We start from the raw sequence: 16,837 nt of genomic DNA on the forward strand, positions 1-16,837 counted from the left end.
TCTTTTAAGAACAACGCTCCACCAACTGCTCTTCAGGAGCTACCAGTTTACCCCACATCGGAATTAACTGTACAAACTCCTGTTGCAGAGTACGGCTGCGGTCTTTGGCATACCAGCCATGCAGTTTCTCTGCCATCTCTTTAAAAGGCATATTGTTATGTTTTGCCTCCATTACAAGGTTTTGTGCTGCCTCAGGTCGTGGTCCCCAGATACCTAGCACTTCCTTTGTTTCGGAGTGCAGAGCAATTAACTTAGGTATAGAGCGTCCACCGTTGGTCAGGTACGCATCCATTATATCGGGGTTTTCATCGCGCAGTAGTAGCTTAACTTCTACAACCGGCGAGGCATCTGCAATTTTAACAATAGCCGGAATGTTCTGCGCCGCATCGCCACACCATGCTTCTGTAAGTATAACCCAGATCATAGGCGTTTGCAGGCTCAGCATTTTCTGCACCAGTTCGTCCTGCAGCACCGTGGTTTTCTCAACCCGCCGCATGCGCTGCATGTTCATGCGGGTGTAATCTACCATGGCTTCTGAGTGGTCTGTTCCGGTTGTCTTGTTTTCGGCAAGCAGCTTGTCGATCATCTCGCGGTACTGCGTGTAACTGATGGCGTTGTTAAGGATTTCTGTAGTAAAAAGGGTATTAGCTTTTAAGGTGTCAATCATAGGTAAATATTTGGTTCGAACACAGCTATATCAATATATAGCCACTTATATATTACAAACCCAACATATAAATAGTTCCGATGCTGCTGCCTTGGACTCTTAAATTGGCAAAACTGGTCTATACTTAAGCACTCCCTATCCCTTGAATCACAACCTATTACCTCCTGTTGCCAGAACCTGAATAAAATTCAAACTTTTTTCTCATATCACCTGAGTTACCCTTTATTTTAGAGGTATCAACTAAGGATTGTTATTCATGCCCGGCTTTGTAGGCTTTCTCGCCGGCAGGTACCGGTATGGTTAGAAAGTTTTGCTTTGGAGGTAGCGGGCAAGTAGCGTATGGCACAAAGGCACAGGGCGGGTTAGTGGCTCTGTTAAAATCAAGTATAACTGTGCCATCTGCGCCAGGCTTATCAGCATAAAGGTAGCGGCCGGCGCCGTAGGTTTCGGTTCTGTTCGTCTTATCTGCAAAGATGATAAACAGCTTATTTCCCTCCGCTAGTGCATCCAGGCGGTGCTCCTGCCCATCAACTTTAAAAACAAGGGTGCCCGGAGATGCTTCCTGTGAAGTTTGGCCCAGTACATTGGTAATAGCGATCTGTTTCGGGAAGGGGCTTGGCTCCAGTTTAGCCTCTAATTTCCAGTTAGCTGTAACATTGTAGCGTTCTATTCCTTTAAAATGTTGTCGGGCCTCGCTTTTCGAGTCGCGCAGCCTGACGCCATACTTGTCGCCGCGCTTTATCACAAACCAGCTCAGGGGGCCATACTTCATAACAGGCGCCTGCTGCATTTCAAGGCCGAAAACTACAGCCTGCTTTACAAGCTCCTCGTTTACAAGTATGGCTGTTGTGTCTTTTACCTCCAGCCTTACCTCATCACCTGAAAGTATAAACGCACCAGCCTCTGCTGCAATCTTCCCCTCCGGGAAAACAAAGTCATTGATTTCTGCACTGCCAAAGGTGTTTTTGCCCTCGTTTAACCAGAACAGACCCGCCAACGCCAACCAGCCTTCTTCGCTTTTCAGGCTTGCCTCCCGCTCTTTGTGCCACTCGTTTATACTTGCTACATAGGCGGCATTAGCAGCTCTGTCAGCTTCCGAAACTTCCGGTGTGCTGGTACAGGCTGTAAAAACCAAGGCAGTGGCACTCAAGAAAACGGTTGTGATTTTGTTGATCATGGCTGTTGAGGTTCCTTTATACTTATAGTATCGATTACCGATTTATACTTCTTTAAATAAAGCTGTGCCCACACCAAAATATAAACTACTAAAGCTTTCACCCTATATTTTAGGCACAAGTACTTTCAAATTTCCATTTTAAAGTTAACCTATATCTTACAATACTTCTCATTAATATTAACTAAGGCATCACTTAGCAAAAAAGCATTGCATAGACACTTAATATTATTGGCACCTGGTTCCTTATTCGATCAAAAGGGGCCTTCACTAACTTTTGTGCACGCTCACTAACTTTATGAACTAAATAAACCTTAATGATAGGCTAAACCGTAAAATATTAACATAAAGTGATTTAGGATTTAAAAACACAATTATGAAAACAAATGAATTAAATATTTGGAAACTGTTGCGAACTGGTTTAAGCTGCACACTTGTAGTAGGCATGGTAGCCTGCGGTGGGGTTGAAGAGGCCGAAACAGATACCGAAGTAATGGACGAGACCACGGCTATGGAAGATGATGCCGGGGTAATGGATAACTGGGATAATGAGCGTTTTAACACATCATTTACAGAAACTGGCCGTTTTGCAGGTTGGGACGAAAATGACGACAATATGCTGGATGAAAACGAGTTTTACGGCAGCTATTACGACACCTGGGATGTAAACGATGATAATATGCTGGACGAGAATGAGTGGAACACCGCATCCAGAGATTATGGCATGGAAGGCCAGAACTGGGCCGACTGGGATGCAAACAAAGACAATAAACTAGATGAGAACGAGTTCCGTACTGGAGCCGCTAAAAACAACTACTACCGCGATTGGGATAAGAACCAGGACAAGATGCTGGATGAACGTGAATACAGTGAAGGCATATTCTCTACATGGGACTCTGACCGCGATGGCTCTATTACGAATGACGAATACAACACCAGGTACAATAGATATTATGGCAATAGAATGGAATAAGCTTAAGATATAAATATCTATAAAATCAGAGCCTGCAGAACCCACTTCTGCAGGCTTTGATTTTTATCATATGTAATTACTTTATTAGTAAGGCTCCCATGGAAAGATGATTGCCTAGAGAATATAAGAGATATACAACCATTGTTAGTCAAAATCAATAGTAGCATCGCCAAAGAATAATATATTGGAAACACCCTTTAAGCCAACTTCGCTGTCTTATGGCCAAGTTCGTTGTTGTAAAAACCCTTAAGCCACAGACTCAAAGGCACCGAACTTTTAGACAAACCGTCAAAAGTACCTCTATCTCCACGAAAACTTCCAACAAAAAGCCTACAGGAAAGTGCTTGGCACTTTACTGTACTGGGTCATATCCGCTGCCGCCCCAAGGGTGGCAACGGCCAATGCGCTTCAGCGCCATCCAGCCGCCTTTAAAAGGGCCATACTTGTTAACAGCCTGTACCGCATAAGTGGAGCAGGTGGGTGTGTAGCGGCAGGTAGCAGGCTTAAGCGGCGATATCAGGTGTTGGTAAACCCAGATCAGTGCCAGCATTATTTTCTTAAAAATCCAGGTCATGGTAAGGTTTTTGTGCAAATCTAAAGTTGCCTAACATACGTTAGGTAAAGCAATTTTTTATTAAATTAGCGACAGTTTAACTCATTTAAACAAACATTTATGCTAAAAAGAATCCTTTCACTTGTACTTTTAGTCTCGCTAAGCGTGCCTTTTGCCGCCAAAGCAGACGAGGGTATGTGGTTGCCAATGCTTATCAAGCGTCTGAACTACACAGATATGCAGAAGCAGGGCTTGCAGCTTACTGCCGAAGAAATCTATTCTGTAAACAACTCCAGCCTTAAAGACGCTATCGTACAGTTCGGTGGCTTCTGTACCGGCGAGTTTATCTCTCCGGAAGGCCTTTTGCTTACAAACCACCACTGCGGTTACGGAGCCATCCAGTCGCATTCTACACCACAGCACGACTACCTGACAGACGGCTTCTGGGCTACTTCTAAAGACCAGGAACTTCCGAACGAAGGCCTGTTTGTTGACATCCTGCACCACATGGATGATGTGACAGGTAAAGTGCTGGAGGGCATCGACAACAATACCTCTGAGCAGGAGCGCCAGAAACTGGTAAGCCAGCGTATGCAGGCTATTGCCAAAGAGGCCTCTGAAAACGGCAAGTATGTAACGTATGTACGCGACTTTTTCAACGGTAATGAGTTTTACCTGTTCGTGTACAACCGCTACAACGACGTACGCCTGGTAGGTACACCTCCATCTTCTATAGGTAAGTTTGGTGGCGACACCGACAACTGGATGTGGCCTCGCCATACTGGTGACTTCTCTATGTTCCGTGTGTACATGGCTCCAGATGGTTCACCAGCCGCTTATTCAGACAAGAACGTACCTTACAAGCCTAAGCACCACCTGCCAATCAACATTGGCGACAGAGAGCCGGGTGACTTCTCTATGGTATTCGGTTTCCCTGGCCGTACCAAGCGTTTCATGACGTCTCATGGCCTGAAACTGGAGGTTAACCAGCTAAACAAATCGCGTATTAAACTGCGCAATGACAAGCTGAACCTTTGGAAAGCTGAGATGGACAGAGATCCGGCTACACGTATTAAGTATGCCTCTAAGTATGCTTCTACAGCTAACTACTACAAGTACTCTATCGGTCAGAACGAGGGTATCAAACGTATGAAGACCATTGAGGGCAAGCTGGTAGACGAAGACAAGTTCCAGAACTGGGCTAATGCCGATGCTACACGCAAAGCTACTTACGGCAATGTACTGAGCGATATTGCTGATGCTTATACCAACATTGAGAAGTATAACATGGGCACTGTATACCTGAACGAGGCTATACTTGGCACTGAGTCGCTGATGATGGCTTACCGTCTGCTGCCTCTTTACAATGCGCTTAAGTCTAACAATGAGGCTGCCGCCAAGAAAGCTGCTGAAGACCTGCAGCCGCGCGTAGATGCCTTCTTCAAAGACTACTACATGCCAGCTGATAAGAAAGTGTTCGCTGCTTTAATGAAGTACTACTACGAAGACATTGCTAAAGACCAGCAGCCAGAGGCTTTCAAGAGCATGGTGAAGAAGTATAACGGCAACTTCGAAAAGCTTGCTGACAATGTGTACAGCAACTCTGTGGTAACTACAGAGCAGAAGCTGCGCGACTTCCTGAAGAACCCAACACAGAAGAAACTAGAGAATGATCCTGCTTTCACAATCGTGAACTCGATCATTGAAAACTACAAAAATAACATATCTCCTAAACTGGCAGAGAGCAATGCGAAGCTGGATAAAGCAAACCGCCTGTACGTGGCTGGCCTGCGCCAGATGCACCCAGACAAAGTGTTCTACCCAGATGCTAACTCTACACTGCGCCTGAGCTATGGTGCTGTTAAAGATTATAGCCCTCAGGATGGTGTGGTGTACAACTACTATACTACACTTGATGGTGTGATGGCCAAAGAAGATCCGAACAACGAAGAGTTTGTTGTTCCTGCCAAGCTGAAGCAACTGTATCAGGCGAAAGATTATGGCCAGTATGCCAATTCTAAAGGCGAACTGGTAACTGACTTCATCACCGATAACGACATTACAGGCGGCAACTCAGGTTCTCCGGTTATAAACGGTAAAGGAGAATTAATCGGTCTTGCCTTCGATGGTAACTGGGAAGCCATGACTGGTGACCTTGTTTACGATCCGGCTTACAAGCGCACCATCAACATGGATGCACGTTACGTGCTGTTCATTGTAGATAAGTATGCAGGCGCTCAAAACCTGATCAACGAGATGACAATTGTGAAGTCTGATAGCCCTGGTGCTGGCGACGCTGCCAAAACTGATGCCAAGCCTTTATCTGCTCAGGAAGAGCTACTGCAGGCTGCTTTAAAAGAGGCTCAGCAGAAGCTTGACAATGGCAGCAAACAGTTTAAAGTGAAGAAAGAAAAAGGAGATGTTGAAGTTAGTATCAAAGTAAGAGACTAACTTCTGATAAAGCACAAACAAAAAAGGCGCTGGAAAATTTCAGCGCCTTTTTTGTTGTACTATTTTTCAATTAGAATCCAGGGTTCTGAACAATGTTAGGATTCACTTCAATTTCACGTTGCGGTATTGGGAAAGCAATTAAATTACTACCAAATGGTATGTTACAGTTAGTCTTACCAGGGCAGTCATCACCTAAACGAACCAAGTTCCTGCCTAATCGGAAGATATCAAAGTATCTGTGTCCTTCAAAAGCCAATTCAAGTCTTCGCTGTATCAGTATTTCTTCCAGCAATTCTCCCGGAGGAGGTGTAATAGCTGGAAGTCCAGCCCTTGTTCTGATTCTGTTTAGGTCCTGAATAGCAGCAGCAGTATTACCTAACTTAGCATTAGCCTCTGCACGATTTAGAATAACCTCAGATAGTCGCAGAATGATTGGAGCACCCAAACCCGGAACTCCAGCTAAACCAGGATATTTATATGCAAACTGGTCAGTCTCTGTACCTTTTGTTGCTGTTCTTATAACACCTTTTCTGACATCGCCCGTTGGATACAGGTTTATGATTTCATCAGTAGGGCGTACATCACCATAGCCTGTAGGTAAGAAAATATTACCTAAGTTATCAGAGCCTCGGTTTTCGTCTGCCTCGAATGCCAACTGGAAGATCGCCTCAGAAGAACCATATGTACTAAATGATTGAACATAGTTGCTTTGTGAAATCAAGCTAAAGCGATTCAAAGATGGATCATTTGCTGCCTCTACTACCTTCGCATTATTACCTTGGTACAGATAAACCCTTGATAGTAGTCCTGCAGCAGCGGCTTTGGTCATTCGCTGTGGTATAAGGCCAGCATCAGTACTCAACAGACCTTGAGCAGTTGTTAAATCTTGTATTACCTGTGTGTAAACCTCAGCAACAGTAGCACGCGGAGGAGTACCTATTTCAGTTCTAAGAACGATAGGGACACCTAGCTTTGCCCCATTTTCATTAAAATATGGCTGGGCAAAAAGCCTTACAAGATCAAAATGAGCTAAGGCCCTAACAGCATATGCCTCACCTAACAGTTGATTACGCTCTGCTTCACTTCCGCCTTGTACATTCTCCATAGCGGCAATGATATTGTTTGCACGGGCAATAACGCTATATGCAACGTTCCAGAACGACTCTAAATTACCGTTGTTAACTGTAAAGTTAAAGTCCCTGAAGGCAAGATATCTGTTCGAGTTTCTGATCGCAACAACCATGTTATCAGAAGCAACTTCTGGAATCACGATATAATCACGACCGTAATAGTTTACACTTTGCATTCCGTCATACATACCAAGCACCGCTGTTCGAATGTCCTCGATAGTACCAAGTGCATCTTTATCACTTAATGATAACTGTGGCTCTATTTCTAGCTTGTCGTGACAAGCTGACGTACCAATACTGAGTGCTGATGCTAGTATGGCATAATATATATACTTTTTCATGTTAATCTTCATGTTTAGTTCATCAATTGCTTAGAATCCAAAATCTACACCAAATGTGGCTATTCGTCCGTTTGGATAACGGAAGAATTCTGTACCATTTTCTGCAAGCTCAGGGTCAAATCCAGTGTAGTCTGTAATAGTTACAAGGTTTTGGCCTTGCAAATAAACTCTTACACTTGATAAGCCTGCCTTACTGATAAATGGCTTTGGCAGATTGTAGGATAATACTACGTTTCTAAGTCTTATATAGGACCCGTCTTCCAGGTACCTGGTCGAGGTGCCATGTGCATTGTTGTTACCAGACCCGGCAATAGGGAAAGGACGCATCGATATATCACCTGGCTGTCTCCAGTGGTCCAGCACTACATCAGATTGGTTGAAACCATATCTCAAGCCATCACTGTCCAAAATTTGTGAGGTTTGATTGTAAATGTCATTACCTTCGATAAAGTAGATAAAGGCTGATAACTCAATACCTTTCCACTTAAATGTATTGTTTAAACCACCGTAGAAGTCCGGTTCAGCGTTTCCTACAATCATTCTAGGTGCCGCATTATAGCTACCTGTAACTCCACCTTCACCGTCTTTCCAAAGCGGTCTACCAGTTTGAGGGTCCACACCTTCATAGTCTCTCAGGTAGAAAGAGCGAATAGGCTCCCCTTCTCTGATAACCTGCGTTCCGTTTGGTATATCCTGCCCTCCAGTAAGTTTTTTAACTTTATTGCGGTTACCTGCTATGTTAAAGTCTGTTGTCCAGGCAAAACCTCCGGTTAGGTTCTGCGATGATATCACAATTTCCAGACCTTTGTTCTCTACCTCCCCTACGTTTTGAATAAAGGTAGTAAAACCAGATGTCGATGAAATTGGCACTTGTAACAGCAGGTCGTCAGAGCTTCTGATATAGTAGTCTACGCTGGCATTTACTCTTTCAAACAATCCGAAGTCCAGCCCTGCGTTAAAAGTTCTGTTTTTCTCCCAGGTCAGGTCAGCATTCTCGAGTTGTGATGGTAAACTAGCAGGTAAACCATTATAAGCAGCTGTGAAAGAGTATAAACCTCTTGATGCGAAGTTACCAATGTCTGCGTTACCAGTGATACCATAACTCAGTCTCAGTTTTAAGTTTGACAGGAAATCAGTTCCTGATAAAAAGGACTCATTTGTGACAATCCAAGATAAACCTACAGCACCAAAATTTGCCCATCTATTGTTAGCACCAAATCTGGAAGAACCATCTCGGCGGAAGCTACCTGTAAAGAAGTACTTGTTTTGGTAGTCGTAATTAATCTGGCTTAGATAAGACAGGAAGTAATAATCTGTAGCAGTACCACCAATAGACTCTGCAGTTGCTGCAGTTCCTAGGTTTGTAAGGCGGCCAGATGCAAATCCCGTACCCGATACATCAAAACCATCTCGCTCAAACCGCTGCGCCTCATAACCAACAAGTGCTGTAAAATTATGTGCCTCTCCAAACGTTTTAGCATAGTTTAGCAGGTTTTGTGCGGTAAGTGTAATGTTCCGGCTAAATATGTTGGTCTTTCTACCCTGAGAGTCAAATCCATCCGGAGTAGTTGGATCAGTGAAGTCATCCTCGTCTATACCAGTGTAATCTACTCCTAGCACCAGTTTATAGCTCAATTGATTCGGAATGATTTCGAAGCGACCTCTGGCGTTACCTATACCTCTTAATGTGTTTGTAACCGTAGGGTTAAGTCCAGTTGAGCGGACAAAGTTATCCTGTGTAAAACTTTCAAACTCTCTTCCGACAAGTAGTTCTCCCGTTACAGGATCTGAAATTCTATCCCATGGCAACATGGTGTAACTACCAAGCAAAGGACTATTGAACTGGTTTCCTGGTGATGCAGATAATTGGTCTGTATAAGAGATATTAAGGTTAGCACCCCAGCTAAACCTGCTGGATGGATTGTTATCGAGGTTAAATCTGGTTGAGTAGCGGCTGAACTCACTACCTATCAGGATACCTTCTTGGTTGAAGTAACCGCCAGAGAAGAAGAATCTTAAATTTTCGTTACCACCTGCAGCAGACAGGTCATAGCTTTGGGTAGTACCATTTCTAAAGGCAGCATCAATCCAATCAGTATCAACATCTCTATCTGGGCGCAGACGTAAGACAGTTGCTTCAGACAACCCTAAGTTTCGAAGTCCTTCTCTGTCGTATTCGGTAAGCTGCTGCGAGTTCAGTACATCAAAGTCGCCATGGTTAGGAATTGTTTGGCCATACTGTGTACGAAGTGTAAACTGTGTTTTCCCTGCTTTACCTCTTTTAGTAGAAATAAGCACCACACCATTGGCTGCCCTTGAACCATAAAGCGCTGTGGCAGCTGCATCTTTCAAGATTGATATACTTTCTATATCACTTGGGCTAATGGTGCTTAATAAGTCTGCAGTAGGTGTGTTCCTTGTAAAGTCGCCAGATTCAATTATTACACCGTCAATAACATACAATGGTCCTCTACCAGCATCAATTGATCCAGTACCGCGAATACGTATATTAGCTGCGGCACCCGGCTGACCACTACCTACAGTAGACAGAACACCTGGAGCTCTACCTTGTATAATTTGGTTAACGTCTGCAAGCGGTACAGTTTCAAGTTGCTGAGATTCAACTACAGACACAGAACTTATCAGTTTCTGCTTGGTTTGCTCACTGTATCCTAGCACCACAACCTCACTTAGTTGTTGGTTATCTTGTTGCAATCGTACAGTTATGTTGGATTGAGCACCAACGGGCACCTCTTGTCTTGTATATCCTATATATGAGACCACCAGTACTGGATTTGTCTCAGGAACTGTAATTGAAAAATTACCAAAAGCATCCGTTGTGATCCCTGTCGAGGTACCTTTTACAACGACAGTAACGCCAGGCAGGCCTTGGTCAGACTGCGCGTCGACCACCTTACCTGTTACGGGTCTGTCTTGAGCTATACTTTGATGTAACAAAGCTAGCATCAACACAAAACACAGGAGTAAAATTTTCTTCATGAGATGTATTTTTTTGTTGAACATTAAATAAAACTGGACAGCACGACTTTTGCTGCTACAAACTAACAAGGAATACCTGAAGGGATTCGCCACTTTAGCAACAGAAGTGTATCGCCTGATATAAATACTTAGTATTCAACAATTTGTTTGCTTATTCAATCTCCATCTTTATCTAATTCCACTCCTCTTAATGTGCTAACTTAGATTCTTTTAATTATTATTCTTTTACATAAAAAACTTGCTCAATAATATGATTATTACAATATATTAAGAGAAAAATTCTTTCTTTTGTTTTATTCATTTTATGGTTCATAATAGGTATTTAAACATTCATCAAGGGCTGGTACAATATTGGGTTTAGTCAGAAAGGTTTAAAAATATCAATATTACCTCCATTTTAATCTTTAAATATGAAGGATCGTATAAGCTTGATATTGGTAAAGTTATAATCTACAGTTGGTTGTAAATATTAATACTTTTTTCAGATTATTGCTTTTGAGCATAATTTCAACATCAGCTCTGGGGCAAACTGATGCGCCTTTCGGTGCCCGTGCGGCAGCTTTAGGCAATGCTTCTGTTACCTTACCCGACCTGTGGGCATTGCACAACAATGTAGCAGGAATAGGAAGCTTACAACAGGCTCAGTTAGGAGTATATGCAGAAAACAGATTTGGGATGCGGGAGCTGAGTACTGTAGCCCTGCTAGCTGCTTTTCCCACTATCAAGTATGGGGTATATGGTGTTAGCTTTAGCAGATTCGGGGATGAGCTTTATAGCCAGCAGCACTTAGGAGTTGGTATTGCCCATAAGTTGGGGCAGTTTAGTTTGGGAGCAAAGCTGGATGTATGGCAAATTGCTGTGGAAGGCTATGGGAGCCAGAAAGCAGCTGCAGTATCTGTGGGTGGCCAGGCTGAGGTGATACCAGAGTTATACTTTGGCGCTTATGCTTCTAATGTAAACCAAGCTAAGCTAGCTGCTTTCGAAGACGAAAGGTTGCCAACTATCATGAAAGCAGGTCTAGCGTACCGTCCTTACCGAAAGTTATTGATCACCGCAGAAACAGAAAAAAATATAGACCATGATGCCACCTTCAAAGCAGGGCTGGAGTACCAAGCGCTAGAAGAAAAACTCTATTTACGCAGCGGCTTTACATCTCTTACCAACATGTTTACCTTTGGCGCAGGCTTCAAGGCCAGGCACTTACTAGTAGATTATGCGTTTGGCAACACCACTCTTTTAGGCAACAGCCATCACCTATCGGTATCTTACTTATTTATTAAAAGGCAAGCAATTTAAGGGTGCATTTTCTGTGAAAGCCGCTTAATAAAAGGCTCTATAGTTAAACCTTGTAGTGTAAGCGATATCAATACAACAGTATAGGTGATGGCAACTATAAATTCACGGTGCATGTCGGTAGTAAGGGAAAGTGCCAGTGCAATGGAGATACCACCCCGTAGGCCACCCCACGTCATGATAGGCAGCGTGTTAGGAGCAAATGCCCGGTTTAGCCGCAATGTATAAGAAGGTACGGCCAAGGCAATATAGCGTACCACCAGCACAATTACCGTCGCGATTAGCCCAACAATAATATAGTTGCTGTGAAACGGGATCAGCATCAGTTCCAATCCAATTAGTACAAATAGTATAGCGTTCAGTACCTCATCCACCATTTCCCAGAACTTTGTAAGGTAATCTGCTGTGATCTCGCTCATAGCCAATTGTGTACCCTGGTTACCAATAAGCAGGCCGGCAGCAACCATGGCAAGTGGCCCGGAAAAATGAAATAAATGGGCGATAGTGTACCCACCTGTAACTACAGCCAAGGATATCAGCACTTCGGTCTGGTAGTGATCGATGCGCCTCATAAAGTAAAAAGCAACATAGCCAATAAGCAAACCCAGGCCAATGCCGCCGCCAACCTCCAGCAGAAACAGCTCCCCGATAAAACTACCAGAAATATTCTCTACACCACGCTGAGCTACCTGAAACAGGGCAATAAACACCACAACGCCTACCCCATCGTTAAAAAGTGATTCGCCAGTTATACTTACCTCCAGTTGTTTGGGTATGTTGGCCTTCTTTAATATGCCTAGAACCGCAATCGGGTCGGTAGGTGAAATAAGGGCACCAAACAGCAGGCAGTAGATGTACTCTATAGGTTGATTGAGCAACTGCAACAAGTAGTAAAAAGCGGTGCCCGTTACGAAAGTCGAAATCATTACCCCAATGGTAGCAAAAACAAGTATAGGCCACTTGCTCTGCCGCAGCTTCTCGAAATCGGTGTGCAGCGCACCTGCAAAAAGCAGGAAACTTAACATAAACTCCAGTAGTACTTCCGAAAAGTCTATTTCGCGAAGCCACCCTTCCACAGAAGCCTCAAAGGCTGGCGAAACCTCTCCCAAACCTTGCACAAGAAGCGAGATGAGCAAACCTGCCAGCAGCAAACCAATAGCACCGGGCAGTCCGATGTACTTCTGGTTGATATAGGCGAATACTGCAGAAATAACAAGTATAGCCGAGAAGATATAGAAAAACTCCATGTAACTATTTATAGGTGATGTATAGTAGTGGTAGTACGTGTATTACACAAGATATTGTTTTTCCGATGCAGCTGTAGAGGCCTATGATGCGAACTTTACTTTTATGCCTGCTTATAATTTTACCCATACGCCATGTGCAGGCGCAGGAGTATCCACGCCAGCAAATAGATTTTGACCTTTTTGTACAGGAGCTGTTTGCCCAACAGGAAGAAGACGATATTCCCTATGAGGACTTTGACGAAACGTTATTTCAATACTACCAGCGCCCTATTAACCTGAACCATACCACCCCAGAAGAATTAGCTTCACTGTTTATACTTTCGCGCCCACAGATCGCCTCCTTTTTTAAGTATACAGCTGAGAACGGAAAACTGCTGAGTATTTATGAGCTACAGGCCATACCTGATTTTGATCTGCTTACCATCTACCAACTGGTGCCTTTTGTACATGTAGATGATGCTGGCTTAAACGCAGATCAGCGGCCATTGTGGCAACGGGTGATCGGTGAAGACAACAATGCGCTTATACTTCGCTATGAGCGCACCTTGCAGCAACGCCGGGGTTATATGCCCCTCGATACCAACGGACGCGCTAGCAGCCGGTACGCAGGATCTCCGGACAAGCTATACATGCGCTACCGCGTAAGCCACACCCGCGACTACAGCCTGGGCATTACAGCAGAGAAAGACGCTGGAGAGGAGTTTACATGGAGTCCCACCACACACCGCTACGGCTTCGATTTCTACTCAGCACACTTACAGCTTTACAACAAAGGGAAGTTTAAAACTATAGCCCTCGGAGATTATCAACTGCAGATCGGGCAAGGTTTGTTGTTATCGTCAGGTTACAGTGTGGGCAAAGGGAGCGAAACAATTACAACTGTGAGCAGGGCTAACTTGGGCATAAGGCCTTATAGTTCTGTGCTGGAATATGCCTTTTTCAGAGGCGGAGCGATAACCTATACTTTGGGCAAAGTAGATATAACAGGCTTTTACTCAAACAAGCTGATAGATGCCAATGTGCAGGCGCAGCAGGACACGCTAAGCCGATTCAGCGACTTTTTTACCGGCTTCCAGACAACAGGCTTCCATCGTACTCTAACTGAGTTGGCTAATAAGGATCAAGTGCGGGAACAGATTTATGGTAGTAACCTTAACTTCTTGTCTGATGACAGGTCATTAACGGTAGGATTAACCGCGATAGGCACCCACTACAGTTCTCCGGTCCAAAAAGCAGGGGCACCATACCAGCGCTTTGAGTTTGGAGGCACCAGCAACTATAACATTGGCACCAACTACAGCTATACCTGGCAGAACGTGTATCTGTTCGGTGAAACGGCTGTAAGCAAAAGCGGTGGAATGGGTACCGTCAATGGCTTTATCGCTAATTTATCCAATAAAGTAGAGCTAGCGATGGTGTACCGCAACTATGCACGCCATTTCCATACTTTCTATGGCGGAGCGTTTGGCGAGGCTACCCGAAACATTAATGAGCGTGGTTTATACACCGGCATCAAACTAAAGCCTTTTGCCAAATGGGAACTGACGGCTTACTACGACCGCTTCCGGTTTCCGTGGCTGCGCTACCGGGTAGACGCCCCCTCACAGGGCGATGAGTATCTGGTGCGTTTATACTTTAAACCGAACCGCCAGAGCAGTTTGTATGCGCAGTTTCGCACCGAAAGCAAAGGATTAAACGCCGCCAACAACACCACAAGTATAGACTATGTTGCGCAGACGCTACGACGGAATTACCTGTTATATTATGAGTTTGCTCCGACTAAAACAGTTACCTTAAAATCCAGGGTTCAGTTTAGCAGTTATGAGCAGGAATCGCCGCAGCAAACAGGTTACCTCATCGCCCAGGATTTTAACTTTAACTTTGGCAATGTCCGCCTTAGCACCCGCTATTCCATTTTCGACACCGATAGCTATGATACCCGACAGTATGTGTATGAACGTGATGTGCTTTATGCTTTTTCTATCCCTGCCTTCAGCGGAAAGGGCACCAGGGTTTATGCGTTACTTCAGTTTAGCCTTTTCCGGAATATGGATGTTTGGGTAAAGTATGGCCTTACGCACTACCGCAACCAGGACACCATTGGCTCAGGCTTAGAGACCATAGAAGGTTCAAGGAGGTCGGATGTGAAGGCGCAGTTAAGGTATAAGTTTTGACTAGGCCTAGGATCTGACCATCAGAGCGTTTGTCGCTCTCCCTCCAGCCACTCTTTAAAATCGGATGCGCGCTCTTGGCTCACAATTACTTCATGAGTAGCCGCCGGTTTTAGCTCTATCTTCAGTTTTCCTTTAAAGTAGCTGTGTATCTCGGCGAGGGCATGAAAGTTGGCTATAGTCTGGCGGTTAAGCCGGAAAAACTGTGTCGGGTTTAGAGTGCCGTCAAGCTCCTCTAAGCTGTAGTTAACAGAATAGCGCTTCCCTTCAAATGTCATCAACTGTACCACTTCGTCATCGCGGTAAAAATAAGCTACCTGTTCTACTTCTATGGGCAGTAACTTGGATCCGGCTTTTACAAGAAAACGGCTTTTATACTTTTCTTGTGGCTGCTGCAGGCCTTGCAGTACCGATTGTAGTTTATGCAGCACTGGTGCAGCAAACGTTTCCCGCTGTTGCTTAAAACGAACCAGAGTCTGTTGTAGCCTGTCTGCTCGGATAGGCTTGAGCAGGTAATCCAGGCTGTTCAACTCAAAAGCCTTAACGGCGTAAGCATCGTACGCTGTGGTAAACACCACAGGTGCCTGTGGGATTACCTCTTCAAAAACTTTAAACACGGAGCCATCAGCTAAATGTATATCAAAGAAAATCAGGTCGAGATCTGGGTTAGACTGCAGAAATTCTGTTGTCTTCTTCACTGTGGGAATAATGTCAATGATCTCTGCCTGCGGCTCAAGCTTTAGGATCAGGTTCTGGAGGGTACGTGCTGCTATCTGCTCATCTTCCACTATCAGTACTTTCATCGGCTTAACGTTAGAAGTGGTACACTAACTTTGAACAACTGCAAGTCATCTGTTACCTGCATGGCTTTGTCGGTAAGGTAGCTCAGGCGCTGCTGCAGTTGCTGAAGGCCTAGTTTTGTAGAGTGCACGTCGTGGCGTTTCTTTACCGAATTGCTTACTTCCAGATAACCATCCCTCTCCATACTTATCCAGATACGCAACGGCTCCTCCTCTTCTATGCTATTGTGCTTGATGGCGTTTTCCAGCAGCATTTGCAGCGTAAGCGGTGGCAGGTAAAAGGAAGAATTATCTGCATTCAGGTTCCAGTCTACACATAGTGCATTTCCATAGCGGTTTTGCAGCAGGAACAAGTATGATTTCGCCAGTTCTACCTCTTCATTTAACGGCACTACCTCTTGTTCTCGGTGCTGAAGGATGTAACGATAAATATCAGACAGCTGCAGTAGGTATTCGCCTGCCAGCTTAGGCGACTCCTGTATCAGGCCGTAAAGTGTATTGAAGTTATTAAAAAGAAAGTGCGGATCTATCTGGCTTCTGATGGCATCAAGCTGCGCCTTTGCCGTTTCTTTCTGAAGCTGCTCTGCCTCTATTTTAGCGTCTTTCCACTTCTCCATAAAGTATAAGCTCAATTGCAGACCTGTTACCAGAAAGGCAAAAAAAAGTATGAAGCCGTTTACCATCAGCAATACATACCCAAGCGAACCTATGCTTCCGGGTCTTTCTAGGTAAGTAATGCTGTACCATTTGTAAATACCATACGGGATGTTACAAATTACCAAGGCGCCGAGGCAAGTATAAAACAACTGCAGAAATAATCGTTTACCCAGCCCCTCCGACCACAAAACGGTCTTGTCCAGCTTACTCGAAACCCAGGCCGCCCATTCCCAGATCAGGAACAGAAATGCGGTAAGCGCCAGAAATACCCATACGTTAAACCCCGATGGCTCCAGGTAACTGGCTGCAAACGCTATCACCGACAGCAAGGCTGCAATAAACAGCGAGCTAATAAACCGGAGCCTTCGGGTATTCAACAT

General features: G+C 44.5%; 12 protein-coding genes. 4 read left to right on the forward strand and 8 right to left on the reverse strand.

Going from position 1 to position 16,837, the window contains the following annotated elements:
- Positions 1–4: 4 nt before the first annotated feature.
- Positions 5–667 carry a thioredoxin family protein gene (locus H8S84_RS12355; RefSeq protein ID WP_187067647.1) on the reverse strand — a complete coding sequence of 221 codons (663 nt, stop codon included), beginning with the start codon at positions 665–667 and terminating at the stop codon, positions 5–7.
- Between the two features lie 250 nt (positions 668–917).
- The gene (locus H8S84_RS12360) at positions 918–1,844 is read right to left on the reverse strand and encodes a DUF1684 domain-containing protein (RefSeq protein WP_187067648.1); all 927 of its coding nucleotides are present in this window, start codon (positions 1,842–1,844) and stop codon (positions 918–920) included.
- A gap of 373 nt (positions 1,845–2,217) precedes the next feature.
- Here H8S84_RS12360 and H8S84_RS12365 point away from each other — a divergent pair, with 373 nt between their 5' ends.
- A complete protein-coding gene (locus tag H8S84_RS12365; RefSeq protein WP_187067649.1) occupies positions 2,218–2,814 on the forward strand; it encodes an EF-hand domain-containing protein in 597 nt (198 codons plus the stop codon).
- A gap of 352 nt (positions 2,815–3,166) precedes the next feature.
- Here the strand turns inward: H8S84_RS12365 and yidD are convergent, their stop codons facing one another.
- Entirely contained in the window at positions 3,167–3,388 is a 222-nt protein-coding gene (gene yidD, locus H8S84_RS12370; RefSeq protein ID WP_187067650.1) for a membrane protein insertion efficiency factor YidD, read from the reverse strand.
- Positions 3,389–3,487: 99 nt separating this feature from the next.
- On the opposite strand from yidD, the gene H8S84_RS12375 reads away from it, so the two are divergent.
- Positions 3,488–5,818: a S46 family peptidase gene (locus H8S84_RS12375; protein ID WP_230407163.1), complete on the forward strand. Its 2,331-nt coding sequence runs from the start codon at positions 3,488–3,490 to the stop codon at positions 5,816–5,818.
- 70 nt (positions 5,819–5,888) lie between these two features.
- On the opposite strand, the gene H8S84_RS12380 is transcribed toward H8S84_RS12375, so the two are convergent.
- Positions 5,889–7,289: a RagB/SusD family nutrient uptake outer membrane protein gene (locus H8S84_RS12380; protein WP_187067651.1), complete on the reverse strand. Its 1,401-nt coding sequence runs from the start codon at positions 7,287–7,289 to the stop codon at positions 5,889–5,891.
- 30 nt (positions 7,290–7,319) lie between these two features.
- The gene (locus H8S84_RS12385) at positions 7,320–10,289 is read right to left on the reverse strand and encodes a SusC/RagA family TonB-linked outer membrane protein (protein WP_187067652.1); all 2,970 of its coding nucleotides are present in this window, start codon (positions 10,287–10,289) and stop codon (positions 7,320–7,322) included.
- A gap of 495 nt (positions 10,290–10,784) precedes the next feature.
- On the opposite strand from H8S84_RS12385, the gene H8S84_RS12390 reads away from it, so the two are divergent.
- On the forward strand, positions 10,785–11,585 hold the full coding sequence (locus H8S84_RS12390) for a PorV/PorQ family protein (RefSeq protein ID WP_187067653.1): 801 nt from the start codon (positions 10,785–10,787) through the stop codon (positions 11,583–11,585).
- On the opposite strand, the gene H8S84_RS12395 is transcribed toward H8S84_RS12390, so the two are convergent.
- The gene (locus tag H8S84_RS12395; RefSeq protein WP_187067654.1) at positions 11,582–12,829 is read right to left on the reverse strand and encodes a cation:proton antiporter; all 1,248 of its coding nucleotides are present in this window, start codon (positions 12,827–12,829) and stop codon (positions 11,582–11,584) included. The two genes, H8S84_RS12390 and H8S84_RS12395, sit on opposite strands and share 4 nt — an antisense overlap.
- Before the next feature lie 83 nt (positions 12,830–12,912).
- On the opposite strand from H8S84_RS12395, the gene H8S84_RS12400 reads away from it, so the two are divergent.
- On the forward strand, positions 12,913–15,003 hold the full coding sequence (locus H8S84_RS12400) for a hypothetical protein (RefSeq protein ID WP_187067655.1): 2,091 nt from the start codon (positions 12,913–12,915) through the stop codon (positions 15,001–15,003).
- A 20-nt stretch (positions 15,004–15,023) separates the two neighbouring features.
- Here the strand turns inward: H8S84_RS12400 and H8S84_RS12405 are convergent, their stop codons facing one another.
- Both H8S84_RS12405 and H8S84_RS12410 read right to left on the reverse strand, forming a co-directional pair.
- The gene (locus H8S84_RS12405; protein WP_187067656.1) at positions 15,024–15,803 is read right to left on the reverse strand and encodes a LytR/AlgR family response regulator transcription factor; all 780 of its coding nucleotides are present in this window, start codon (positions 15,801–15,803) and stop codon (positions 15,024–15,026) included.
- Entirely contained in the window at positions 15,800–16,837 is a 1,038-nt protein-coding gene (locus tag H8S84_RS12410) for a sensor histidine kinase (RefSeq protein ID WP_187067657.1), read from the reverse strand. Before H8S84_RS12410 ends, H8S84_RS12405 begins: the two co-directional genes overlap by 4 nt.

This window comes from Pontibacter cellulosilyticus (genome assembly GCF_014306105.1).
In the GTDB taxonomy this organism is placed as follows: domain Bacteria; phylum Bacteroidota; class Bacteroidia; order Cytophagales; family Hymenobacteraceae; genus Pontibacter; species Pontibacter cellulosilyticus.